Origin of the sequence: Sneathiella sp. (genome assembly GCF_041689005.1) — a bacterium.
Taxonomy (GTDB): Bacteria; Pseudomonadota; Alphaproteobacteria; order Sneathiellales; family Sneathiellaceae; genus Sneathiella.
Genome location: NZ_JBDNHC010000002.1, coordinates 14,354 through 37,134 on the forward strand (window position 1 = coordinate 14,354; position 22,781 = coordinate 37,134).

Genomic DNA, 22,781 nt, shown 5'->3' on the forward strand with positions numbered 1-22,781 from the left:
CATGATTCTTGAAGCAGAATAGTGAATATAAACTTCTTCCATTTGCAATCGAAATCAGCGGGACGCGAAAAAATCCTGTCCAGACGGCAGTGCGGGTATCATGCCCCCCGATCGCGCACGATACGCGGACCAATGTGATACAGCACATCGATGAGGGAGGCGCCAAGCTTGCGTGCCCGTTCCGGCGACCACCCCTGTTCTATATCGGGACGATCCGCCGTATCCTTGAATGGCATCTCCAGCGTCATGGACAGACAACCAAACGTCTCGCCGACATGGCTTGCGCACATCGTCAGGTTACCCTTACCTTTTTCTGCGACGGGATATCCGTGGGTAGTTTGAAAATCCGGATTGACCTGCTGCCAGTAGCGCTTGAAATCCGTCAGCAACATATCTTTCTTTGCGGTCCAGCTCGGAATCCCTTGAGTTCCCGCGATAAAATTATGCGGCAGTCCCTCGTCTCCGTGAACATCGAGACAAAAATCCACGCCCGTCTCCCGCATTTTTTCACGCACCACATAAACCTCGGGACTACGGTCCATGTCAGGTTCCTGCCATTCCCGGTTAAGATTGGCACCGGCGGCATTTGTCCGAAGATGTCCGCGGCGACTGCCGTCGGGATTCATGTTCGGGACGACGTGAAAGTCGGCTGTTTCGATCAGCGCCTTCGACACGGCGTCATCCTCGTCGAGAAGGCGGCCGAGGAACCCCTCCATCCACCATTCTGCCATGGTCTCTCCCGGATGTTGACGCGCCACCAGCCAATAGGCTTTTTTATCCCCGCCGTCCCCACTCCCGATGGTTAGTAAATCCATATCCTGGCCGTCCCGCGTCTGGCCAAGTACGGTTTGCGTGACCAGCGGGGATTGGCCGGCATCCGCGATCAGGTCCGCATGCCGTCCCATTGAATAAGGCGCAAAATAGGCATAATATGCAGAATTGAATCCCGGCCTGTGCCGAAGGATCAACTCACCATCCTGATAGTCGGTATCTATCCGGAACCATGTTTCCCGATCGTAGGAGGCGACTGCCCGGTAATCCTCCCATCCCTTCACATAGGATGCCGCCCCAGCATTGGTGAGAACCATCCGGCAGTCTGTGTCCTGTGCCCCGGTCAGGCGGTAGTAGAACCACTGGAAAAAATCCGCATTGCCGTCAGGTTTGATTTTCAGGCGAATATCCGTTGCCGTCTCGCATGCCTCGCAAACGATATTGCCGCCATCAAAATTACTGCTAATCCGTAACATGGTAATAAAGTTCCTGACTATTTTTTAAAGCAAATTTCTGCAAGTTATTATCGGTATCGTCTTATAGCCGCCGAGGTGCCAACACGGATCAAAACCACTTGAGTTTCCTGAACAGAATAACCTGCGAAACAACAAGGGCGATCAACATCAGGCAAAAAATAATAAAGGCATGGGTGTTGTCTGCGCCCGGAATACCGCCAACATTGATCCCGAGCAATCCGGTCAGGAACCCGAGCGGTAGGAAAACGGCCGCGATGACCGAGAGGACATACATGTTTTTATTCAATTTGTCGGCGATGATGTTCGCCAGTTCATCCTTGACGATTTGCGCCCGCTCACGAATAGCGTCCAGATCCTCGATATAGCGTAACACGTGATCGTAATTTTCCTGAAGGTGACGTTTGTGCGTTACATCAAGCCATGGCAGTTCCGACAGCCGCAGTTGCCCGATGGCGTCCTTTTGCGGTGCCATATAGCGCCGAATCATAATGGCCTTCTTGCGGATATCAATTATTCTTTCCCGAAACGCGTTGTCGGGCTTTTCAAGGATATTCTCCTCGACCTCATCAGTCAGGTCATCAAGTTCGGACAGCACCGGGGCCATTCGGTCAAAGATCCTGGAAATGAGCATATTGACAAACTGACCGGCGTCCTTCGGGCCCCTGCCTGCCTTGATTTTCTCTTCGATATCAAGGACAGCTTTCAATTGCCGTTTCTGAACACTGATAATCCGGTGGCTATCAACCCAGAGCCGGATCGACACCATGTCTTCGGGGTCCGCGTTTTCATTGAGATTCACTCCCCGAAGCATTAGTAATACGCCCTCCCCGATTTCAGTGGCGCGGGGCCGGGTATCCTCTGCTGCCAGGGCGTCCACCACAAATGGATCAAGATAGGATAGCTCCCTGTCCAGCCAGGGTTTAGTGTCAGGATGGTTCAAATCCAGATGGACCCAGGCAAGTTTATCATCTTTCAGCTCCTGACTGATCCCCTTATCCTCAACCGCACGGCAGCCGCCCAGTCCATCAAACTCATAGGCAATAAGAATAGGCCCACTCATTTAAAGGCCTCCGGGTTCTTGATATATAAATCACGCTGGGGAAAGGGGATTTCGATATTATTGTCCTTGAATTTTTTCCAGATTGAGAACAGAACGTCGCTTCGCGGCTGTTTTCTTCCCTCTGTAACATCATCGACCCAGAAATACAGGGTGAAATTGACCGAGCTTTCGCCGAAGTCATCCAAAAAGCAATTCGCCTTGACCGCTTGACTACAGCGCGGGTGCTCATTGGCTGCTTCCAGAAGAAGGTCAAAGACTTTGTTAAGATCACTTCCGTAGGAAACCCCAATTTGAATATCGACGCGTCCACGACTATCACTGAAGGTCCAGTTCGTGACTCGGTTGGTAATAAAATCCTCATTGGGTATCATGATTTCACGACCCTCAAAGGTTTCAATCAGGGTATAGCGCGCCCCGGTATGCCGGACAAATCCGGTCACGCCGTCATTGAGTTCAACCAGATCCCCTTCCTCGATGGATTTTTCAAACAACAGGATAATGCCACTGAAGAAATTTGAGGCTGTCTTCTGAAGGCCAAAGCCAATGCCAATGCCAACGGCCCCACTGAAAACCGTCAGTGCCGTCAGGTCAATTCCAAGCACATCCAGCGCAACCAGAAAAGCGAGAAAATAGATGATGACCTGAATGGCCTTGATGATGAGGGACTTGTTGCTCGCCCTGATCCCGTGGATTCCCCTGATCCTGTTCTCGCCGATCTCCGACAGGATGCCGACCATCCAGAACAGAACAAAGATGATGAGAGCCGCCTTCCCCAGCAGATAGGCGGAAAAGCGCATATCCCCGACGCGAAACGCAAGTTCATCTGAATCCAGAAATGTCTTTATCGGCGTGAGATAATCCAAATAACCGAGGGTGAAAAAAGCAATCACCAAAACCACAAGCAGCAATTTGGCAATCCAGGCGCGAGGTTTAAATAACGAGGTCCAGAAACTGCTCATACCTGCCAAAGCTCTCCCAATCAATTGGGAGAATAATACTGTACGTGATCTATTTGGCTATTATTTTTATACGACCCTCGAACAGCGAAGCAAAAACTCATCAACATCGACATATCCCGGGCACCTTGATATGCCGACTTAGCGCTGCAATTCCATCATCAACTCAGGATATTTAGCCACCAGCCTCAATAGGTTGTTCATCGGCTGGGAAATGGTTACCTTACCGGTTTCATATTTCTGAAAAGCGTTGGGACCGCCGCCAAAGATCTGTCCTGCCTTCCGCTGTGATAAATTGAGGTGAACTCGCATTTGACGGATGTGATCAGGCGTCATGACGCCCAGAAACTCAGCCTTTAACTCTGCCTTGACCCGCGCCACTTCATCCCAGGCGCTTTCTTCGACCATTCCTTCTCCGCAATCCGGGTTACCACAATAGACCCCGGGAAGGTCTCTGTTAGCCTGTAAATGCTTATAGGTGATTGCATAAGTGCGCGTTTGTCGCTCGACCTCACCACCACAAAGTGGACATGCCATTTTTCTTCTCCGGATAACAACTGTTGAAATTACGCTTCCAGAAACAGTAACGCAGGGGCCTGCATCACATATCGTTATTGGAAGAACCTGAATACAAACAGACTATGGCACCATTGTGGCGTCACAGCGCCAAAAAAATAGAATTTCAGCATCACATCGCGCATGCTGCAATTTGCCCTGTCAGGAAAGCCCTCCGGTCTCGATAATAAAGCGGGCGACGTCAGCGACGCCGTCTCCAACTTTAATATTGGTAAAGACAAACGGCCGCTCGCCCCGCATCTTTTTGGAATCCCTGTCCATAACAGAAAGGTCCGCGCCGACATAGGGCGCGAGATCAATTTTGTTGATCACCAGAAGATCCGAACGAGTGATGCCGGGCCCCCCTTTTCGCGGAATTTTATCCCCCGCCGATACGTCAATGACATAGATCGTGATATCTGCGAGTTCCGGGCTGAAAGTTGCCGCAAGGTTGTCCCCGCCGGATTCGATCAGGATCAATTCGAGCCCACTGAATTTCTCAGTAATATCGGCGATTGCCGCAAGATTAATCGAGGCGTCCTCGCGGATTGCGGTATGCGGACAGCCCCCCGTCTCGACGCCGACTATGCGATCTGCGGAAAGGGCGCCGGAGCGTGTGAGGAATTCGGCGTCCTCGCGGGTGTAGATGTCATTAGTGATTACGGCAATGTTATAGTCGTCCCGCATATATTTGCACAGTCCGTCAGTTAATGCCGTTTTCCCCGAGCCGACTGGCCCGCCAATCCCGACCCGTAAGGGTCCGTTGAACGCTGCGCTCATGATCTGAATAACCTCGTATATTGCGTTTCATGTAAAGAGGAGCACCAATCGACCATTAACGTCGCCGTGCCCAAATTTTCCAAGGTCGAACTTTCGGCCTTTCGTACTGTTCTGGCAAGGTCGCCAGCCAGTCCGGCAATCGCCCGCTGGCCGTCCGTTTGTCCGAGCGGAATTATACGCACCGCAGCCGAGACAAGATTGGAAACAAACCCGTGAAGATAGGCGGTCAGCGTCTCGGGAAGCCCGATATCGTGATCGGCCGCAACGATCGCCAGCACCAAGGGGTGGACTAGCGGACCATTCCAGAGACCCTGCAGGGCTTCAAGCGATGGCGCCGTGGCGACATCGGAGATCACGCGCGTGAATGCGCGGCCTTGCGCGGTAGTTTCAAGGGCAAGCTCGGCGGTCGAACAAAAGGCATAGCCTAGTTCGGCGACCTCCCGTAATGCAGAAAGGTCTTCGTTCCTCGCGGCCCGATGTGCGGCAGCAAGCAGGATACTATCCGATTTGCCATCCCCATGTTCCAGAATATCAGCTATCCACGGAACAAGATCACCAAGCCCGGTGATCAGACCCACCTCTACCGCATATTCCAGGCCATGACTGTAAGTGTAAGCCCCAACCGGGTACGACGGCGACATCCAAGACATCAGGTGAAACAGCGCCCGGTTATCCATGGCTATGACCGTGGGCGCTACCATCGCCATGATCATGGCCTTGCGTCTCGCCATGGCCATAAGCTCCGCCTTCGGGATTGAAGGGGGCATCCAGGCGCGACGTCGTGGCGCCAAGCTGTTCAACCATTTCCTCGATCACATGATCCTGCCTTATCCGCAAGACGCCGTCGCGAAGTTCAGTCGGCAAGTGGCGGTTGCCCAGATGCCAGGCAATGCGGACCAGTTGCCGCGTATCCTGGCAAGTTACGTCAAGTACCGGTTCATCCTTTGCCCGGACCTGAATGCCAGAGCCGTCTTGCAACAGCACAATATCCCCGTCCCGCAAGGTTCGCAGCTCCCGCATATCAAGGAGGAATTCCATCCCCTGATCCGCCGTCAGTTTTATCCGGCGGCGGCGGCGGCTATCGAAATCAAGCGTCACCACGTCCCGGATCCTGCCCTCGAACGCGGCGCCTGCAGCGATGATATCAATTGCGCGATCCATAGGTTAATACATGAAATAGCGCTGGGCCATGGGTAGTTCGGTAGCGGGCTCGCAGGTGAGCAGCTCGCCGTCCGCATGGACCAAGTAGGTTTCCGGATCGACATCGATCTTCGGTGTCGCGCTATTGTGGATCATCGATGATTTGCCAATTCCGCCCCGCGTATTGCGAACCGGCAGCAACTGCCGTTCCAGCCCAAGCTCGCCTTTTATATCGTGCGCGAGAGCGGCTTCACTGACGAAACTGACCGAACTCGCCGTCAGGCTCTTGCCAAAGGCTCCGAACATTGGCCGGTAATGAACCGGTTGCGGTGTGGGGATGGAGGCATTGGGGTCTCCCATCGGCGCCGCGACAATCGTCCCTGATTTCAGCACCAGCTCCGGCTTGACGCCGAAGAAAGCCGGTGACCACAGAACTAGATCCGCGAGTTTGCCAATCTCGATGGAACCGACATAGCTATCTATCCCTTGCGCAATCGCCGGATTAATCGTGTATTTGGCGATATAGCGTTTGACGCGGAAATTATCATTTTCCCCGGTTTCCTCGACCAGCCGTCCCCGTTGTTTCTTCATTTTGTCTGCCGTCTGCCAGGTACGTATCGCCACTTCCCCGACCCGGCCCATGGCCTGACTGTCGGAGGCAATGATCGAAAACGCCCCCATGTCATGCAGGATGTCTTCTGCCGCGATGGTTTCCTTACGGATCCGGCTCTCGGCAAATGCCACATCTTCGGGGATATTGGAATCGAGATGATGACAGACCATCAGCATATCAAGATGTTCATCAATCGTATTGATCGTGAACGGCCGTGTCGGATTGGTTGACGACGGGATGACATTTTCCTCACCGACAACCTTGATGATATCAGGGGCATGGCCGCCGCCTGCGCCTTCGGTATGAAACGCATGAATTGTCCGTTTCTTGAACGCGGCAACCGTATTCTCGACAAAGCCGGATTCATTGAGCGTATCAGTGTGGATCAAAACCTGCACGTCCATCTCGTCGGCGACGCCAAGGCAGCAATCTATGGCGGCAGGCGTTGTGCCCCAGTCCTCGTGCAGCTTCAGGCCACAGGCCCCGGCCCGAACCTGTTCGTATAACGCATCCGGCAGGCTGGCATTGCCCTTGCCAAAGAAACCGAGGTTCATTGGAAAGGCCTCCGCTGCCTGTAGCATCCGCGCAAGATGAAAGGCGCCGGGAGTGCAGGTGGTGGCATTGGTGCCAGTCGCCGGGCCGGTGCCGCCCCCCATCATCGTCGTTATGCCGCTGAACAGGGCTTCCTCTATCTGCTGCGGGCAGATGAAATGGATATGCACGTCTAGCCCGCCTGCAGTCAGGATCTTTCCCTCACCGGCAATCACTTCCGTCGACGGACCAATGATGATAGTCACATCGGATTGAATATCTGGATTGCCAGCCTTGCCGACAGCCGCTATTTTTCCGTCGCGAAGGCCAACATCCGCCTTCACGATCCCCCAATGATCAACAATCAGCACGTTGGTGATAACCGTATCAACGGCCCCGCCCGCCCGTGTGACCTGCGACTGCCCCATGCCGTCGCGGATAACCTTACCACCGCCAAACTTGACTTCTTCACCATATGTCGTGAAATCCTTCTCGACCTCGATAAAAAGCTCCGTATCCGCAAGACGGACCTTGTCGCCCGTGGTCGGTCCAAACATGCCGGCGTAGGCACGCCGTGAAAAAGTCACCGCCATCATTATTCTCCCTTGTCCAAGGCATCCATGACGGCCTGGTTAAATCCAAAAATCTTCCGCTTTCCAGAGAGTGCGACCAGTTTCACATCGCGTGTTTGTCCAGGCTCGAAGCGGATCGCCGTCCCGGAAGCGATATCAAGACGAAATCCCCTTGCAGCGTCCCTGTCAAATTCAAGCGCGCCGTTGACCTCGGCGAAATGATAATGACTGCCCACCTGTACCGGCCGGTCTCCGGTATTCGAGACCTTCAACGTCATGGATTGGCGGCCACTGTTGAGCTCGATATCTCCCGCGGCAGGGATGATCTCTCCTGGTATCATGTCACGGTCCTTATCGAATGGGGTTATGAACGGTGACCAGTTTGGTCCCGTCGGGAAAGGTCGCCTCAACCTGAACATCGTGAATCATCTCGGCAATACCGTCCATCACCTGGTCACGGCGAACGATGGTGCCGCCCTCGCTCATCAGGGCTGCGACGGATTTCCCTTCCCGCGCGCCTTCCACCACATAGTCCGTGATCAACGCTATGGATTCCGGATAATTGAGCTTGATTCCCCGTTCAAGTCTCCCGCGCGCCACTATGGCGGCGAGCGAGACCAGCATCTTGTCCTTCTCCCTGGGCGTAAACTGCATTCTCCACCTTTTTTCTAATGATTTTCCCAAACTTTCGGCAGCGGCACAGGATGCCCCGCCAGCCTAGATCGCATGTCGGTCAAAATGCGCGCAAGCGCCTTTCGCAAAATATAGCCGTCTTGTCCCAAAACCCGCATGATCAGCAGCCCGTCGCGGCAAGTAACGGCGGCACGGGCATCGACATCGGCGGCAACTGATCTCGCAAATTCCAGATAATCCGACGCCGCGTCGTCAGCAATCAACACCGTCGCCATAGCCCCTGCGCCCGCTAACAGCGCCGGGCGGGCCGTCATCACATCCAAATCCCCATCCAGCACAAATTTATCATACCATATCAAGACGCCCTGGCGCCAAATCTTCCAGCCGTCCTGTATCGTTGCTGCATGAAGCGTTTCACCGTGAGCGGCACGCCCAAAAACGGTTGCTTCAACGGCGATCAGACGGCTTCCCGTCTCCAGATGGACCGTATTCATCCGCTTAAGCCGGCTTTTCTCGAACAGGATTGTTTCCTGGGGCAACCATTCGAGACTGGCCCCTTCCTTGACCTCCAGCGCGGTATCAATCGTCGCCATTGTCCCCACGGAGCGATAGATTTTCTCTGCCGCCTGCCCGGATACCGTAAGGCGGGCTCCAGCTTCCAGCTTGACATTAAAAGATAGCCTGTCGCCGCCGGTAAGTCCGCCTGCCGTATTGATCAGGACTGCCTCAGGGAAATCGGCGCGCTCAACCGATGGAAACCGCGCACGGCCACAGCCGCGCTGGTACAAATGGGTAAGCTGTGAAACCATATCCCGCAATCGGTATCCGATCTCCACCTGTCCGTCAGAGCGAGCGGGCGCCACCGCAGCAGAACCTGCAACTGGGGGCAAGATAGTCAAGTCCGGATCAGACGGTGAGAAATTTTCGAACGTCACTTTCCAGCATATCCTTTTTCGCCCCGGCCAAGACAATCTCACCCCGGTCCATCACCGCGAACTGATCCGCGAGGTCGCGGGCAAATTCAAAATACTGCTCTACCAGCAATATCGCCATTTCACCGCGGTCCCGAAGGAGCGCGATGACGTTACCGATGTCCTTAATGATCGACGGCTGTATGCCTTCCGTGGGTTCATCCAGTACCAGCAACCGTGGCCGCATCACCAGCGCTCGGCCGATGGCCAACTGTTGCTGCTGACCTCCGGATAAATCGCCACCCCGCCTTCGTAGCATATCTTTAAGCACCGGGAACAGATCAAAGATTTCCAACGGAATATACCTGTCCTTCCGGGGCAGCGCCGCGAAACCGGTCTTAAGATTCTCATGCACGGTGAGCAGCGGGAAAATCTCACGCCCCTGCGGTATCACTGCAATGCCGTCCCGGGCCCTCTGTGCAGAGGAAAGGTTTGTGATGTCCTTGCCGTTCCAGGTTATTTTTCCGCTCGCGATTGGATGCTGTCCGACAACGGCCCGCAGGGTGCTGGTCTTGCCAACACCGTTGCGCCCCAGAAGTGAGGTGATTTCACCCTTGCGAACCTCAAGGGAGACGCGGCGCAATGCCTGGCTGGCGCCATAGAAAAGATCGATATTTTCCACCGATAGCATGATTATCGCCCTAAATAGACGTCGATGACGCGTTGATTATTCTGCACAGTATCAAGGGTGCCCTCGGCCAGAACCGAGCCTTCATGAAGGACGGTGACTTTGGTATTGAGAGCCCGGATAAATTCCATGTCATGCTCGACCACGACGACGGAGCGGGTTTGCGCAATTTCGCGGAGCAAATCGGCTGTTTGTATGGTCTCCGCATCCGTCATGCCTGCCACCGGTTCGTCCACTAGCAGCAAATCGGGATCCTGCATCAGCAGCATACCGATTTCCAGCCACTGTTTTTGTCCATGCGACAGGTCGCCGGCAAGCAATGTCGCCTTTTCCGTCAGTCGGATGATCTTTAGTACCGCCATAATGCGCGCGACTTGCTCGTCGTTAAGCGCCGAAAACAATGTCGCAAATGCGCGCTTGTCGCCTTTAAGCGACAGCTCCAGATTGTGAAAGACAGACTGGCTTTCGAAAACTGTCGGTTTCTGGAACTTCCGGCCAATACCGAGATTGGCGATATACGCCTCGTCATGCTTGGTCAGGTCAATCTCACTCTTGAAGAATATCTCGCCTTCATCGGGGCGTGTCTTGCCCGTGATCACATCCATCATCGTTGTTTTACCGGCGCCGTTCGGGCCAATAATCGCCCGCATTTCGCCCGGCTCAATGAAAAAGCTGAGATTGTTAAGCGCCTTGAAGCCATCGAAACTGACGCTCACCCCATCCAGATAGAGAATGGTTGAAAAGTCATCTTCAAGTGTTTTAATTTTCTCTGTGGCCATTATTCTTCCTTCACTTGGGCCGGGATAACGGGGAGCGATACGGAATTTTGACGCCAGCGGTTAAATTTTTCAATCCAGATGCCGGATGTGCCAACAATTCCTTTTGGTAGGAATAACGTGGTTCCAATGAACAGGCCGCCGAGTAAGAAAAGCCAGCCTTCTGGAAAGGCCCCGGTAAAATAGCTTTTCCCCCAGTTGACAAGCATCGCGCCCAAGACCGCGCCCCACAATGTTCCCCGCCCGCCGACGGCCACCCAGATAACAATTTCAATGGAATTGGCCGGGGAGAATTCCGACGGATTTATAATCCCTACCTGAGGTACGTAAAGAGCGCCCGCGATCCCGGCAAGAACGGCAGAGAAGACGAAAACGAACAGCTTGTAATATTCCACCCGGTATCCGGAGAAGCGTGTCCGGCTCTCTGCATCCCGAATGGCGATCAGGACGCGGCCGAGTTTCGAACGGGTAATGAAACTGCACAACAGATAGCCAAGGGCAAGCGCAATAATGGACGCTACGTATAATCCCAGTCGCGTGCCGTCTGCCTGTAAATCAAACCCGAGAATATCCTTGAAATCAGTCAGGCCGTTATTTCCGCCAAACCCCATGTCGTTGCGGAAAAACGCCAGTAACAACGCATATGTCATGGCCTGGGTAATGATTGAAAGATAGACGCCGGTCACGCGGGAACGGAAGGCGAACCAGCCAAAGACAAAGGCCAGCAGTCCCGGCACCACCATCACCATCACCATGGCGAAGGCGAATATGTCGAAGCCATACCAATACCAGGGGAGTTCCGTCCAGTTGAGGAAAACCATAAAATCCGGCAATTGTGCATTGCCATAAACGCTACGATCACCAATCTGACGCATCAGGTACATGCCCATTGCATAGCCACCGAGCGCAAAAAAGGCCCCGTGACCAAGGCTTAATATCCCGCAATAACCCCAGATGAGATCGACGCTGAGTGCCAGAAGCGCAAAACAAAGATACTTTCCAAGCAAACTGACCATGTAGGTTGGAACATAAAAGAAGGAGTCCGCCGGCAACAACTGGTTACTCAAGGGAACAAAAAGGGCGGCGACAAGAAGAATCCCCAAAAACGTCTTGCCACCGCCCGGAAGGCCCGTCATGAGGGAAACGAACGGACCTTTACGCTTGTAATTCATCATCTCCATTTTAATTCTCCACCGCCCGGCCCTTGAGCGCGAACAGGCCTCTAGGGCGCTTTTGAATAAACAGGATGATAACGATCAGAACCAATATCTTCGCGAGCACTGCGCCGGTATAGGGTTCCAGGAATTTGTTGGTAATGCCGAGGCTGAGCGCCCCGACCAATGTGCCCCACAGATTGCCGACACCGCCAAAGACGACGACCATGAAGCTGTCGATAATATAGGCCTGGCCAAGATTGGGGCTGACATTATCAATCTGGCTGAGGGCGACTCCGGCCATTCCGGCAACGCCGGAACCGAGACCGAATGTCATGGCATCCACCCAGCCGGTGCGAATGCCCATGGATGCCGCCATCCGCCGGTTCTGGGTCACGGCACGCATTTCCAACCCAAAGGCCGTTTTGCGCAGCACCAGCATCAACATGATCAAAATGGCAATCGCAAACAGGATGATGGCGATCCGGTTATAGGTCAAAGACAGTCCGCCTGTGACTTCCCATGCGCCGCTGAGCCAGCCGGGCGAAATGACTTCTTTATTGGTGGGACCGAAAATCGTCCGTACCAATTGCTGCAGAACCAGGCTGAGTCCCCAGGTCGCAAGCAATGTTTCAAGCGGGCGACCATAGAGAAATCGGATTATTGTCTTTTCGATCCCGATACCGCAGAGCCCGGCAATGACAAAGGCGGAGGGAACGGCGGCAATAATTGAATAATCCAGATAGGCGGGCGCCATGGATTTAAACAGCATCTGAACGACGTAGGTTGTGTAGGCGCCGATCATCACCATTTCACCGTGCGCCATATTGATGACGCCCATAACACCGAAAGTGATAGCAAGGCCGATCGCCGCGAGCAGCAACACGGAGCCCAGGGAAATTCCCTGAAAAATATTCTCGATAACCGCCAGAAAGGCGAGTTTTTCATCGATCCTGGCGAGGGCGGTTTGAATATCCGCGGCCAGTTGCAGATTTTCCGCTGACGGATTTTCAAGCGCCACCAGTTTTCGCGCTTCCCGACTGAGCAGTCCCTTTACTTCCGGATCGTGGAGTTCCTGTAAAACCAGAAGCGCGTCCGCGCGAACCTCCGGGGTCTCGCCATGGGTCAGGTTGAGGGCGGCAAGGGCGCGCGCCAAGGCGGTTTTCACTTCGGGGTCGGCCTCATCGGAAAGGGCGGTTGCGACCGCTGTCTCCATTCCCTCCGGCCGGCTCGTGAAGATTGCGTTGGCCGCTTTCAGCCGATGTGCCGGGACCTTACTCTTCAAGGTCAGACTGCCAAGCAAGCCTTTGATCAGCCCCCGCATATTGTTGTTAATACGGATTTTTGACAGTGTATCTGTTTCGACCTCACCGAGATCCTCGTCTGTCAGGACGTTCGTAATCCGGTATCCACCGGCGGCTTTTTGAGTGACGACCAGCGTATCACTGCTTTTCTGAACATAGAGATCACCAGCGAGCAGGGCCTGCAACAGGGTGGCGGCGTGATCATCGCCCGTAGCCGCAAGCGCCTCGACAGCCGCGATTTTGTCGCCGTAGCTTTTAGCAAGCAATCCCTTGGCCTCATCCGCCATATCCGCCTGAGCAACCGGCGAGAGCGTAACAAGGAAAAGCAGGGCTGCCAGTATGGCTTTTATCGTTATCCGCATGGGGGTTTACCGGACATTCAGTGAAAAGAAAACGGAACTGGGGTCGGCAATCCGGCCGACCCCGCTATTTAACCGGATTTAGTACATCGGCTTTTCACAGCCGCCACAGACATAAGGATATGTCCAGTCGGCGGTAAGCTTGGCACTCTCGGGAATGAAATCGCTCCAGGCATCGCCCTTGACAACACCGTCAGTTTTCCAGACGGTTTCAAGCTGGCCATCGTCCTGAATTTCACCGATGAGAACCGGTTTTGACAGATGGTGATTGGTGTTCATAACCGCCACCCCGCCGGTCAGGTTCTTGACTTTCTGGCCGTACATCGCCTGACGCACCGCATCGACATCCGTGGTACCGGCCTGCTCAACCGCATGGGTCCACATTTTGAAGCCGATATAGGTCGCTTCCATCGGATCGTTGGTCACGCGCTTGTCGTCGCCGATAAAGGCATGCCATTTTTTAATGAAGGCCGCATTCTCTTCGGTATCGACGCTCATGAAATAGTTCCAGGCGGCAAGATGGCCGACCAGCGGAGCCGTATCCAGACCGGTGAGTTCTTCTTCACCGACAGAAAAGGCAACAACCGGGATGTCGGATGCCTGAATACCCTGATTGGCAAGTTCCTTGTAGAACGGAACATTGGCATCGCCATTGATAGTGGAAACAACCGCGGTCTTCTTGCCTTCAGAGCCAAATTTCTTGATATCCGAAACAATCGTTTGCCAATCGGAATGACCAAACGGCGTATAATTGATCATGATGTCTTCTTCTGCGACGCCTTTTGATTTCAGGAACGCCTCGAGAATTTTATTCGTCGTCCGCGGATAGACATAGTCCGTACCAGCAAGAACCCAACGTTTGACGTTGCCGCCTTCTTCACTCATCAGATATTCGACGGCTGGGATTGCCTGCTGGTTCGGCGCCGCACCGGTATAAAAGACGTTGCGAGAGCTTTCCTCACCTTCATACTGGACCGGATAGAAAAGCATGCTATTCAGCTCTTCGAATACCGGCAGAACGGACTTTCGTGAAACCGACGTCCAGCACCCAAAAACAACATCCACTTTATCAACTTCTATCAACTCACGGGCTTTTTCGGCGAACAACGGCCAGTTGGAGGCCGGATCGACCACGACAGCCTCCACCTTCTTGCCTAACAAACCGCCACTTTTATTGAGATCGTCCACCATCATCAAGACTGCGTCCTTCAATGTGGTTTCAGAGATTGCCATCGTGCCCGACAGGGAATGTAATACACCCACCTTGATCACATCATCCGCTGCCTGGGCCGTTCCCAGACCGAAGGCACTTGTCGCCAACATGGCCGCGCCTGTAAAAATTCCTGCTACTCTGCGTAGTCCTAACATTGCCGTTGCCTCCATAAGCATTTTGTTGTTGTTGCAATGCAGCAATGATAGCAAAGGCCGTGCCAGACTCCCGAAGCCGCAGTTAAAATCGGATAACTAACTGGTATTGTTGTTATATTTAATCTGAAGGTCGGTTTTCTTTTCACAACGGTTATGCCGCATACGCGCCACAATTAGAGCAATTGCTTATTTTTTAAGCGTTCGCCTCACCCCTCATCCTATTTTGGCATTTATTGTATATTTTTTGTGCAAAAACTCTTTTCGAAGCGCTGTTTCGGGTGGATTTAAATACTGGAAATACTCGCGATAGCGTGGGAAGATCACCTAAACAGCGAAGGGAACGCTAAATCGTTCCGAAAGGGAGGAAATATGAAGACGTTATTTTCAATCATAGTTGTGGGAGTGTTGACAATTTCAAATGCCTTTGCGTCAGGAAATCGAGTTGATGGTCAGCGGCCCGATGCACCGGAACTCGCAGCGCCCGGCGATAATGCTATCGGCGTGCGCACGCTCAACCTTATCAATAAAGATCAGGTCGATATCTTAAATGTTGAGGCGGGAAAGCCTCTGCCCAAATATGACAGACCGCTGACTGTAGAAATCTGGTATCCGTCCGATGGAGCAAAACGGGGTGGCTCCTATGAAAATGTCTACCTTCGTGATGGCAAAACAAAAGTAACACTGTATGGGCAGGCAGTACGCGATGCAAAACCGGCAACAGTGGCCAAACCCTATCCGCTGGTGATTATTTCACATGGATATCCGGGAAACCGCTTCCTGCTTAGCCATCTTGGAGAAAACCTCGCCACCAAAGGCTATGTCACCGTAGCCATTGACCATACCGACAGCATGTATCATGACAAGGCTGCCTTCGGCAGCACGCTCGTCAACCGGCCGCTGGATCAGAATTTCGTCCTCAATGAAATGGACCGGCTCAGCAAGGATCCGGACAGTTTCCTTAACAGGCTCGTTGACGCCTCAAACACCGGCCTGATTGGCTATTCCATGGGTGCTTATGGCTCAGTCATTACTGCCGGTGGCGGAGTGACGGAAGCCAGCACCAAATTTAGCTGGGGAGCGCCAGAAGGGACGCTCAGGCGCATGATGGCCGGCAGTGAGGAGCTCAAAGAGCTGATGGACAACCGTTTTCGAGCCATTGTCGCCATCGCCCCCTGGGGTATGAATACTGGCTTTTGGGACGCTAAAGGCCTCGCCGGGGTTCATGTGCCGATGTTGTTTATGGCGGGAAGTGTCGATGATGTCGCCGGATATGAAAAAGGCACGCGCGCCATTTTTGAAAATGCGGTCAATACCGATCGCTATTTGCTTACCTTCATGAATGCCAATCATAATGCCGCAGCCCCAATCCCGGCACCGGATGAATCATGGAAGCCCGTAAGCAACCTGGATTTCATTCCGTTCGAGCATTATGCGGATGCGGTCTGGGATACGCTGCGCATGAATAACATTACACAGCATTTTATAACGGCCTATTTCGGGAAATATTTAAAGTCAGATGGCACGATGCAAAGCTATCTTGACCTGGTAGAAAATTCCAATGACGGGGTTTACGCGGTTAACAAGGACGGAACCGCCAAACCGGAAAACACATATTGGAAGGGGTTTGCGAACCGGACCGCGAAGGGACTCAAGCTGGAACACCGGACAAACGCGAATTAGATAGAAGAACGCCGCCTTTTACGAATGCAAAAGGCGGCGTTACAATTCAATTACTTGATTACGGAAAGATTTTCCGCAGAAGACTTGCCGTTTTTGCCAGCTTCAAGCTCGAAGGAGACCTTCTGGCCTTCGTTCAAAGTATTCAAGCCAGCGCGTTCGACAGCTGAAATATGAACGAAAGCATCGTTTGACCCGTCGTCGGGTTCAATAAATCCAAAACCCTTTGTAGGGTTGAACCATTTTACAGTACCAGTAGCCATAGTTTTATTCCTCTTATAGCAACGTGAGTCCGTTCTCCACACCATGTGAAAATACGGTCAAGTTAACGATCACATTGTCCGGGATAACTAAGCTAATCGGCGAGGCGACTATTTAGGCAAGTCAAAACGAATGTAACACGTAGGGCACTATCTAGACAGTATTTCAAAGAAGTCAACGGTCCATTGGAAGTTGTTTGAAAACGAGGATACCGCCCGGAACGGTCTTTTAATCGCGAAGAACAACAATAAATGTCGGATTATAACGGTTCGCGGGCTCATTGTTCCTTGCCCAGAATGCTTGCAAACCCCCTCCTTGTATGGCAGAGCGAAAGTGGAAATTAGTCATTTTTTTCCTCCGCCGGTATTGCAGTGGAGTCAAAAAACCCTAGATTCGAGAATGATTCGATCCCTAATGTTATCTAATCGAATCGTAAGGCACGATAGGTCACGTGCCAAATGGAGCGATAATGAAAGGCAAGAAAATAAAATCCGGCACTGTTTCAAATTTCGAATTTGAAACCTTCAGGTACGGTACGGAGGTTCTGCACCGCCTGAGAATTCTTGGCAAGGTCGGACTTGAGGAACGCATTGATGTATATAAGACCACATTAGACCTAAATCCCTCCAGTTCCTATTTCTGCATTCTTGATAATAGCCATAACTTCGAAAATACAGTGACCTATTCCGATCTCGACTATCTGGATAAATTATTGCTTGATGGAGGAATAAGGGTGTTTACGGGCGCCACGATCACCTATGACGAATCCTTCGCCTTCATTGTCAAACTTGCGCAACGCAGCGCCGCAATGAATAATCTCAAATGTGACCTGATCTCGACGGATAATGCCGGAACGGCGGAAGAATTTGTTATGTCGAAGCTTACAAATACGCTGCTCGCCAATAGCAATGAATATTAGTCAGGCTGAACTTTCCCCCGTGTTTTTTTGATATTGCCGCGTTGCTGCTTTTTTTCAAGTCGACGGAGTTTTGATGAATAGCTGGGCTTTGTTGGCCGTCGGTATTTAGGCACCGTTGCCGCCTCCCGTATCAAGGCGGCGAGCCGTTCAACCGCCGCCTTGCGATTTCGGTCCTGGCTCCGATGCTCGCTCGCGGTGAGCACAATCACCCCCTCTTTTGTCATTCTCTGTCCGGCAATTTTCTCGAGCCGTGCAAAGACGGCGGTCGGCAGATTGGGACTACTTCTGGCATCGAAGCGAATTTGAACCGCTGTTTCCACCTTATTAACATTCTGGCCGCCTGGCCCCGACGCGCGAATAAAGCTCTCCTCTATTTCATCGCGATCCAGACTAATATTTGCGGTGATCCTGATCATGATCTTCCCGTTAAACATAAAATTCAGGCTTTTAGCAAGCAATCAGGCTCTACATCTTCTATTTTACCCCCATATTCTTAGCAAAGGATCAAGTGATGTCTGTCCGAATTGATGACACAAAATAAAAAAAAGCCCCGCCGTTTTCAGCAGGGTGCTTTTAGAAATATAGCGGGCGATAAGATTCAAATTCACGGCTCTAACCTTGGCAAGCAGTCCTTAGAAAGATGACTTTAAATTTCTTTCTCCTCTTTTAAACATTGAGGAAATCGTGCCTTCAATCAGAAAACAACCATCTGGAAAGTATCACTGCCGCATCTCACTGCCAAAGCGATATTGACGTTTCATCGACCCTCAAGATGATTTCATTCTCTATTCCCAGCCGCAGCAGATTCAGGTTCGAGGTTTGTTTCGAATAAGGCTTGACGTTTGATTTGCATAGTTACGCGCTGCATAAGACGATGGTTCGGATAGTAGTCAGCAACCGCATAATGCACGGTACTTCGATTGTCCCACATGGCCGCATCACCATTTTTTAACTTGTATCGAATTTGATATTCTGGCGTTTTGGCTTGTTCAAACAAATGTCCCAGAATGTTTCTACTTTCACTTTCCGACATTCCGTCTATGTGACGCGTAAACGATTCATTGACAAACAGCGCCTTACGACCGGTTTTCGGGTTGGTCCATACCATTGGATGGGAGACAGGAGGGAAATGTTGTTGCTGTGCAATCATTGCATCCCTTTTATTACCTTCCCAGAGAGCTTTTTTAGCAGGCCGCTCATATAATTTCATAAAATCATGTACAGCCGTCAAACCCTCCAAATGGTTTTGCATACGATCGGAAAGACCTTCATACAAGGCGTACATATTACACCATATTGTATCGCCGCCAATCTCCGGGGTCGAAACTGCTTGTATCATAGACGCGAAATCCGGTTCAGCCGCAAACGAACGATCTGAATGCCAATTATTGACGGTCGGCGGATGATCTGCATCATTTTCAAGAACCGAAACACATGCATGAGCCTTATGCACTTTGAGCATTGCTTCTGGAACTTCGGGAACATAACCAAACAATTTCGCAAATTCGACTTGTTTATCTGGTTCTAGCGCTTGCCCTGGAAAGAATAGAACACAGTGTTCTTCCAATGCCTGACGTAGGGTTGATGCCTGTTGTTCGCTCAATGAACCGCTAAGATCAATCCCTGTTACTTCACAACCAATCACCGGTGAAATCTTGCGTAAAGTAAGGTCGCTCATTGTTATTTCCTTCCAAGCTTAATTTTATTTTTGATTATTCCCGCCCCTCGTCAACGGCGCCTGTGCATTCAATTTAACATCGAACGAACTAAATTGGCTATATTATTTTGAGGTGTTATATCCTTTCCAAAATTCGACCAAAGCATTTTAACACTGACTGTCGAGTCTCAAGTATTTGTCTCATTTTCGCTCCTTAGCGGCGACGATGAATCGAAAATCCTCTCCTTTGCACACCTGTTATCTAGGCCCATAGATATTTACGGGAAACACAGGGTAATCAGCATATTCACATCTATAAATGAAGACAGAAAAAGTTAGGATAACTATACCCGGGTTTTATCAGGCCAAAGGCGATGTCTGAAGGGCGTAGCTCAGGGGTAGAGCTACTTTCTGTGGCAACTTGCTATGTCCACTTTGCCAAGAGAGTGTGTACGAAGCCTTAAAATGTGTACAGAAACTACTTGGATTCTCTAAGAAAAAAGCAGGAAGTCACAAAAAAGCCCCGCCGTTTCCGGCAGGGTCTTTTTTGAAAATGGAGCGGGCGATGAGATTCGAACTCACGACCCTAACCTTGGCAAGGTTATGCTCTACCCCTGAGCTACGCCCGCTCGAGCGTGCAACTTCCGTTGCGAGGCGGGATAATAAGTAAATAGGGCCTGAATGCAAGCGTGTTTTAAAAAAAACAGGCATTTTCCAATTCTTTATTTGCCGCAAGCGGCCCGGTGGTTATTTTCGAGTGCCATCAGATAAGATAGGGAACCGGAATGCCAAAGACTGCTGAAGATTTATTTGCCCGGCTGAATACCTTGGGAATCAGCCATGAAACCCACCATCATGACCCTGTTTTCACGGTTGAAGAAGCGCAGAGCCTGTCCCGAAACCTTGAGGGAGGTCATAGCAAGAACCTCTTTCTGAAAGACAAAACGGGAGAGCTTTATCTTATTGTCTGCCTCGAAGATACCAAAGTTGATTTGAAGGCCTTTCGTAAGATGATTGGCGCAAAAAACCTCAGTTTCGGCAAGGCCGAGCTATTGATTGAGATTCTTGGCGTCGAACCCGGTTCCGTTACCCCGTTTTCTCTCATCAATGATACGGAGCATAGGGTTTGCGTCATTCTGGAGAAGCGAATGATGAGCGAAGCACTGCTTAACTTCCATCCGCTCACGAACCGAATGACGACACAAATTTCCTCAGCGGACCTTGAAAAATTCATCGCGGACTGCGGTCATGTACCAAAGATAATCGACCTGGACACGACAGAATAGAAGCGCCCGCTTCCAGGGGGCTTGACTGTCCGCCGCACAGGCCTAGATCATCCATAAGGCCCTTAACAAACTCGGTTTTAGATGCTATGCCCTTGGCCAAACTTATGGCATCGGGCCGTCTTTGAATATATTACAGAATTTGGTACATTAGTCTTATGGAAACATTAATCACTGACGGCGCAGCGAAACAGAAAAACTGGGTCAAGGACGGCACCAGCGAAACTTTCATGCAGGACGTGATCGACGCAAGTCAGGAAAAGCTCATTCTCGTTGACCTTTGGGCACCGTGGTGCGGTCCGTGCAAACAATTGACGCCGATGATCGAAAAAGTTGTCAACGATGCCAAGGGGGCGGTTGAACTGGTCAAGATTGACATTGATAAAAATCCTCAAATTGCGCAGAGCCTTCAGGTTCAGTCAATTCCCGCGGTGTTCGCCTTCAAGGATGGTCGGCCGGTCGACGGCTTCATGGGTGCGCTGCCAGAAAGCAAAATCAAGGAATTCGTTGAAAAGCACGCCGGACCTATCGGCCCCTCTCCCATCGAAGCCGCCTATGCCACCGGGAGTGAGGCGCTGGATAAGGGTGATACTGAGGCGGCCCTCACCGCCTTTGCCGAGCTTCTGGAGCTTGAACCCGGTCACGTCGATGCGACGGCTCAACTGGCGCGGGTCTATGTCAAGCTGGGCGAGCTCGACGCCGCCAAAAGCCTGATGAGTTCAATGCCCGAAAACCCGGTGAAGTCGACTGCCGTTTCCGCGGCGCTGGCGGCCATATCCCTTGCTGAAAATGCGGCCAATGCCGGTGACATTGAGCCTCTGCAGCAGAAGGTGGATGAAAACCCGGACGACCTTGGCGCACGTCTGGAACTGGCCCAGGCCTTGGTTGGACGTGGAAATAACGAAGCCGGGGGCGCCGAGTTACTCGAAATTATTCGCCGAGATCGCGACTGGAACGAAGCTGCCGGGCGTCACGAACTTCTCAAACTCTTTGAGGTCATGGGTCCTGCTGATCCATTGACTAAAAGCTTCCGGCGACAACTCTCCTCGATTTTATTCGCATGACCGATACAGGCGCCATGACGGGCCTAGAAGAACTTCCCGCCGTTTTGCCGATTTTTCCTCTGACCGGCGCCTTGTTGCTAGCGACCGGGCAATTACCGCTCAATATTTTCGAGCCGCGCTATCTTGCCATGGTCCATGATGCTATGGCGACACACCGTTTGATCGGGATGGTACAACCGAGAGATCCACAGTCCAATTCGCTTGAACCGGAGATATACCGCATTGGGTGCGCAGGTAAAATATGTGAGCTCGGGGACCTGCCGAACGGCATGCTGAGAATCACGTTGGAAGGGGTCTGCCGCTTTGAAATACATGAAGAGCTTGACGTCGCCACCCAGTATCGTCAGGTTAAGGCTGATTATGCCATCTTCCGCCATGACTTGACACCCGTGCAAGACCGACGAATCGATCGGGATGCCCTGCATGAGGCGCTGTACCACTTCCTTGAATTTGAAGACGGCGCGAGTGACTGGCAAGCCCTCAACCGGCTTGAAGACGATAGCCTGGTCAATTCCCTCGCCATGCTGTGCCCATTTTCACCGGCCGAGAAACAGGCGCTGCTGGAGGCACCAGATGTATTTGCAAGATCGAGTTTACTGATCAGTTTGCTTCAAATGATGCTACAACAGATACAAACCCACCGAACAGTGCAATAAATTTTGTTACATCCGGAAGATACCCGCCATGACCGATAACAAGTTCCCTGCTGTTGACCCAAAACTCCTGGAAATTCTTGTCTGCCCACTTACCAAGGAGACATTGAGCTATGATCGCGATAGAAACGAGCTGGTAAGCAAGGCAGCTGGCCTCGCCTATCCAATTCGCAACGGAATCCCCATCATGTTGGTCGATGAAGCCCGTGAGCTCGACGAGGCCAAAAACGGATGACAGGTGAGATCTATGATCAGGCAGGACGGCCGAAACCGGTTGAAATTCGCCTGAAAAAGGACGATAAGAAGCTGCTGGTCTCCTATGACGACGGCCATGAATTCCAGTTCCCGGCCGAGCTTCTCAGGGTCGAAAGCCCTTCCGCCGAGGTGCAGGGCCATGGCGCAAGCCAGAAGCAGCTTGTTGCCGGGCGCCGTCATGTCGGGATTATGGAGCTCGAACCCGTGGGCAACTACGCCATCCGCATCAGTTTCGACGATTTGCATGATACCGGACTGTTTTCCTGGGCCTATCTTTATGAGCTTGGCCTGAAACAGGAGACTATCTGGACCAGCTATATTGAAAATCTGGCAACGCAGGGCCTGAGCCGCGACCCCTAAATTCC

At 52.0% G+C, this 22,781-nt stretch carries 26 protein-coding genes and 1 tRNA gene; 7 read left to right on the forward strand and 20 right to left on the reverse strand.

Going from position 1 to position 22,781, the window contains the following annotated elements:
- Window positions 1–98: 98 nt before the first annotated feature.
- The 16 genes from ACESNI_RS00180 to urtA form a co-directional block, all read right to left on the reverse strand.
- The gene (locus tag ACESNI_RS00180) at window positions 99–1,247 is read right to left on the reverse strand and encodes a M14-type cytosolic carboxypeptidase (protein WP_373083755.1); all 1,149 of its coding nucleotides are present in this window, start codon (window positions 1,245–1,247) and stop codon (window positions 99–101) included.
- A gap of 88 nt (window positions 1,248–1,335) precedes the next feature.
- Window positions 1,336–2,307 carry a zinc transporter ZntB gene (locus tag ACESNI_RS00185; RefSeq protein ID WP_373083757.1) on the reverse strand — a complete coding sequence of 324 codons (972 nt, stop codon included), beginning with the start codon at window positions 2,305–2,307 and terminating at the stop codon, window positions 1,336–1,338.
- The gene (locus tag ACESNI_RS00190; RefSeq protein WP_373083759.1) at window positions 2,304–3,266 is read right to left on the reverse strand and encodes a mechanosensitive ion channel family protein; all 963 of its coding nucleotides are present in this window, start codon (window positions 3,264–3,266) and stop codon (window positions 2,304–2,306) included. The genes ACESNI_RS00185 and ACESNI_RS00190 overlap by 4 nt, the downstream gene beginning before the upstream one ends.
- A gap of 138 nt (window positions 3,267–3,404) precedes the next feature.
- A complete protein-coding gene (locus ACESNI_RS00195; RefSeq protein ID WP_373083761.1) occupies window positions 3,405–3,800 on the reverse strand; it encodes a type II toxin-antitoxin system MqsA family antitoxin in 396 nt (131 codons plus the stop codon).
- 180 nt (window positions 3,801–3,980) lie between these two features.
- Entirely contained in the window at window positions 3,981–4,598 is a 618-nt protein-coding gene (ureG, locus tag ACESNI_RS00200) for an urease accessory protein UreG (RefSeq protein ID WP_373083763.1), read from the reverse strand.
- Window positions 4,595–5,329: an urease accessory protein UreF gene (locus ACESNI_RS00205; protein ID WP_373083765.1), complete on the reverse strand. Its 735-nt coding sequence runs from the start codon at window positions 5,327–5,329 to the stop codon at window positions 4,595–4,597. Before ACESNI_RS00205 ends, ureG begins: the two co-directional genes overlap by 4 nt.
- A complete protein-coding gene (gene ureE / locus ACESNI_RS00210; protein WP_373083767.1) occupies window positions 5,268–5,759 on the reverse strand; it encodes an urease accessory protein UreE in 492 nt (163 codons plus the stop codon). Before ureE ends, ACESNI_RS00205 begins: the two co-directional genes overlap by 62 nt.
- Before the next feature lie 3 nt (window positions 5,760–5,762).
- Window positions 5,763–7,475 (reverse strand): urease subunit alpha, encoded by a 1,713-nt coding sequence (gene ureC, locus ACESNI_RS00215; protein WP_373083879.1) that lies wholly within the window; start codon window positions 7,473–7,475, stop codon window positions 5,763–5,765.
- A 2-nt stretch (window positions 7,476–7,477) separates the two neighbouring features.
- Window positions 7,478–7,795: an urease subunit beta gene (locus tag ACESNI_RS00220; protein ID WP_373083769.1), complete on the reverse strand. Its 318-nt coding sequence runs from the start codon at window positions 7,793–7,795 to the stop codon at window positions 7,478–7,480.
- Between the two features lie 10 nt (window positions 7,796–7,805).
- Window positions 7,806–8,108 carry an urease subunit gamma gene (locus ACESNI_RS00225; RefSeq protein WP_373083771.1) on the reverse strand — a complete coding sequence of 101 codons (303 nt, stop codon included), beginning with the start codon at window positions 8,106–8,108 and terminating at the stop codon, window positions 7,806–7,808.
- Between the two features lie 14 nt (window positions 8,109–8,122).
- Window positions 8,123–9,022 (reverse strand): urease accessory protein UreD, encoded by a 900-nt coding sequence (locus ACESNI_RS00230; protein WP_373083773.1) that lies wholly within the window; start codon window positions 9,020–9,022, stop codon window positions 8,123–8,125.
- Entirely contained in the window at window positions 8,994–9,689 is a 696-nt protein-coding gene (urtE, locus tag ACESNI_RS00235; protein WP_373083775.1) for an urea ABC transporter ATP-binding subunit UrtE, read from the reverse strand. The genes ACESNI_RS00230 and urtE overlap by 29 nt, the downstream gene beginning before the upstream one ends.
- Window positions 9,690–9,691: 2 nt before the next feature.
- A complete protein-coding gene (urtD, locus tag ACESNI_RS00240; RefSeq protein ID WP_373083777.1) occupies window positions 9,692–10,465 on the reverse strand; it encodes an urea ABC transporter ATP-binding protein UrtD in 774 nt (257 codons plus the stop codon).
- Complete coding sequence (gene urtC, locus ACESNI_RS00245) at window positions 10,465–11,598, reverse strand: urea ABC transporter permease subunit UrtC (RefSeq protein ID WP_373083881.1); 1,134 nt, start codon at window positions 11,596–11,598, stop codon at window positions 10,465–10,467. Before urtC ends, urtD begins: the two co-directional genes overlap by 1 nt.
- 46 nt (window positions 11,599–11,644) lie before the next feature.
- Window positions 11,645–13,282 carry an urea ABC transporter permease subunit UrtB gene (gene urtB, locus ACESNI_RS00250; protein ID WP_373083779.1) on the reverse strand — a complete coding sequence of 546 codons (1,638 nt, stop codon included), beginning with the start codon at window positions 13,280–13,282 and terminating at the stop codon, window positions 11,645–11,647.
- Between the two features lie 78 nt (window positions 13,283–13,360).
- Entirely contained in the window at window positions 13,361–14,647 is a 1,287-nt protein-coding gene (gene urtA, locus ACESNI_RS00255; protein WP_373083782.1) for an urea ABC transporter substrate-binding protein, read from the reverse strand.
- Window positions 14,648–15,016: 369 nt separating this feature from the next.
- Here urtA and ACESNI_RS00260 point away from each other — a divergent pair, with 369 nt between their 5' ends.
- The gene (locus ACESNI_RS00260; RefSeq protein WP_373083784.1) at window positions 15,017–16,327 is read left to right on the forward strand and encodes an alpha/beta hydrolase family protein; all 1,311 of its coding nucleotides are present in this window, start codon (window positions 15,017–15,019) and stop codon (window positions 16,325–16,327) included.
- Between the two features lie 50 nt (window positions 16,328–16,377).
- On the opposite strand, the gene ACESNI_RS00265 is transcribed toward ACESNI_RS00260, so the two are convergent.
- The gene (locus ACESNI_RS00265; protein ID WP_373083786.1) at window positions 16,378–16,587 is read right to left on the reverse strand and encodes a cold-shock protein; all 210 of its coding nucleotides are present in this window, start codon (window positions 16,585–16,587) and stop codon (window positions 16,378–16,380) included.
- 467 nt (window positions 16,588–17,054) lie between these two features.
- Here ACESNI_RS00265 and ACESNI_RS00270 point away from each other — a divergent pair, with 467 nt between their 5' ends.
- Entirely contained in the window at window positions 17,055–17,504 is a 450-nt protein-coding gene (locus ACESNI_RS00270) for a hypothetical protein (RefSeq protein WP_373083788.1), read from the forward strand.
- Here the strand turns inward: ACESNI_RS00270 and arfB are convergent.
- From arfB to ACESNI_RS00285, 3 genes are all read right to left on the reverse strand, one after another.
- Entirely contained in the window at window positions 17,501–17,920 is a 420-nt protein-coding gene (gene arfB / locus ACESNI_RS00275; RefSeq protein ID WP_373083790.1) for an alternative ribosome rescue aminoacyl-tRNA hydrolase ArfB, read from the reverse strand. The two genes, ACESNI_RS00270 and arfB, sit on opposite strands and share 4 nt — an antisense overlap.
- A gap of 362 nt (window positions 17,921–18,282) precedes the next feature.
- The gene (locus tag ACESNI_RS00280; protein WP_373083792.1) at window positions 18,283–19,182 is read right to left on the reverse strand and encodes a TauD/TfdA dioxygenase family protein; all 900 of its coding nucleotides are present in this window, start codon (window positions 19,180–19,182) and stop codon (window positions 18,283–18,285) included.
- A gap of 533 nt (window positions 19,183–19,715) precedes the next feature.
- Window positions 19,716–19,790 (reverse strand) — tRNA-Gly (locus tag ACESNI_RS00285).
- A gap of 156 nt (window positions 19,791–19,946) precedes the next feature.
- Here ACESNI_RS00285 and ACESNI_RS00290 point away from each other — a divergent pair.
- The 5 genes from ACESNI_RS00290 (at window position 19,947) to ACESNI_RS00310 (ending at window position 22,776) form a co-directional block, all read left to right on the forward strand.
- Entirely contained in the window at window positions 19,947–20,447 is a 501-nt protein-coding gene (locus ACESNI_RS00290) for a prolyl-tRNA synthetase associated domain-containing protein (protein WP_373083794.1), read from the forward strand.
- 155 nt (window positions 20,448–20,602) lie between these two features.
- Window positions 20,603–21,508 carry a thioredoxin gene (gene trxA, locus ACESNI_RS00295; protein ID WP_373083796.1) on the forward strand — a complete coding sequence of 302 codons (906 nt, stop codon included), beginning with the start codon at window positions 20,603–20,605 and terminating at the stop codon, window positions 21,506–21,508.
- A complete protein-coding gene (locus ACESNI_RS00300) occupies window positions 21,505–22,164 on the forward strand; it encodes an LON peptidase substrate-binding domain-containing protein (protein WP_373083798.1) in 660 nt (219 codons plus the stop codon). The genes trxA and ACESNI_RS00300 overlap by 4 nt, the downstream gene beginning before the upstream one ends.
- Before the next feature lie 28 nt (window positions 22,165–22,192).
- Entirely contained in the window at window positions 22,193–22,396 is a 204-nt protein-coding gene (locus ACESNI_RS00305) for a Trm112 family protein (RefSeq protein WP_373083800.1), read from the forward strand.
- Entirely contained in the window at window positions 22,393–22,776 is a 384-nt protein-coding gene (locus ACESNI_RS00310) for a gamma-butyrobetaine hydroxylase-like domain-containing protein (RefSeq protein ID WP_373083802.1), read from the forward strand. Before ACESNI_RS00305 ends, ACESNI_RS00310 begins: the two co-directional genes overlap by 4 nt.
- The last annotated feature ends 5 nt before the right edge of the window (window positions 22,777–22,781 follow it).

Bases quoted from the DNA above. Each gene is read 5' to 3' on its own strand.
- ACESNI_RS00180 (WP_373083755.1), bottom strand. From the start codon at position 1,247: ATGTTACGGATTAGCAGTAATTTTGATGGCGGCAATATCGTTTGCGAG.
- ACESNI_RS00185 (WP_373083757.1), bottom strand. From the start codon at position 2,307: ATGAGTGGGCCTATTCTTATTGCCTATGAGTTTGATGGACTGGGCGGC.
- ACESNI_RS00190 (WP_373083759.1), bottom strand. From the start codon at position 3,266: ATGAGCAGTTTCTGGACCTCGTTATTTAAACCTCGCGCCTGGATTGCC.
- ACESNI_RS00195 (WP_373083761.1), bottom strand. From the start codon at position 3,800: ATGGCATGTCCACTTTGTGGTGGTGAGGTCGAGCGACAAACGCGCACT.
- ureG (WP_373083763.1), bottom strand. From the start codon at position 4,598: ATGAGCGCAGCGTTCAACGGACCCTTACGGGTCGGGATTGGCGGGCCA.
- ACESNI_RS00205 (WP_373083765.1), bottom strand. From the start codon at position 5,329: ATGGCGAGACGCAAGGCCATGATCATGGCGATGGTAGCGCCCACGGTC.
- ureE (WP_373083767.1), bottom strand. From the start codon at position 5,759: ATGGATCGCGCAATTGATATCATCGCTGCAGGCGCCGCGTTCGAGGGC.
- ureC (WP_373083879.1), bottom strand. From the start codon at position 7,475: ATGGCGGTGACTTTTTCACGGCGTGCCTACGCCGGCATGTTTGGACCG.
- ACESNI_RS00220 (WP_373083769.1), bottom strand. From the start codon at position 7,795: ATGATACCAGGAGAGATCATCCCTGCCGCGGGAGATATCGAGCTCAAC.
- ACESNI_RS00225 (WP_373083771.1), bottom strand. From the start codon at position 8,108: ATGCAGTTTACGCCCAGGGAGAAGGACAAGATGCTGGTCTCGCTCGCC.
- urtE (WP_373083775.1), bottom strand. From the start codon at position 9,689: ATGCTATCGGTGGAAAATATCGATCTTTTCTATGGCGCCAGCCAGGCA.
- urtD (WP_373083777.1), bottom strand. From the start codon at position 10,465: ATGGCCACAGAGAAAATTAAAACACTTGAAGATGACTTTTCAACCATT.
- urtC (WP_373083881.1), bottom strand. From the start codon at position 11,598: ATGACGGGCCTTCCGGGCGGTGGCAAGACGTTTTTGGGGATTCTTCTT.
- urtB (WP_373083779.1), bottom strand. From the start codon at position 13,282: ATGCGGATAACGATAAAAGCCATACTGGCAGCCCTGCTTTTCCTTGTT.
- urtA (WP_373083782.1), bottom strand. From the start codon at position 14,647: ATGTTAGGACTACGCAGAGTAGCAGGAATTTTTACAGGCGCGGCCATG.
- ACESNI_RS00260 (WP_373083784.1), top strand. From the start codon at position 15,017: ATGAAGACGTTATTTTCAATCATAGTTGTGGGAGTGTTGACAATTTCA.
- ACESNI_RS00265 (WP_373083786.1), bottom strand. From the start codon at position 16,587: ATGGCTACTGGTACTGTAAAATGGTTCAACCCTACAAAGGGTTTTGGA.
- ACESNI_RS00270 (WP_373083788.1), top strand. From the start codon at position 17,055: ATGAAAGGCAAGAAAATAAAATCCGGCACTGTTTCAAATTTCGAATTT.
- arfB (WP_373083790.1), bottom strand. From the start codon at position 17,920: ATGATCAGGATCACCGCAAATATTAGTCTGGATCGCGATGAAATAGAG.
- ACESNI_RS00280 (WP_373083792.1), bottom strand. From the start codon at position 19,182: ATGAGCGACCTTACTTTACGCAAGATTTCACCGGTGATTGGTTGTGAA.
- ACESNI_RS00290 (WP_373083794.1), top strand. From the start codon at position 19,947: ATGCCAAAGACTGCTGAAGATTTATTTGCCCGGCTGAATACCTTGGGA.
- trxA (WP_373083796.1), top strand. From the start codon at position 20,603: ATGGAAACATTAATCACTGACGGCGCAGCGAAACAGAAAAACTGGGTC.
- ACESNI_RS00300 (WP_373083798.1), top strand. From the start codon at position 21,505: ATGACCGATACAGGCGCCATGACGGGCCTAGAAGAACTTCCCGCCGTT.
- ACESNI_RS00305 (WP_373083800.1), top strand. From the start codon at position 22,193: ATGACCGATAACAAGTTCCCTGCTGTTGACCCAAAACTCCTGGAAATT.
- ACESNI_RS00310 (WP_373083802.1), top strand. From the start codon at position 22,393: ATGACAGGTGAGATCTATGATCAGGCAGGACGGCCGAAACCGGTTGAA.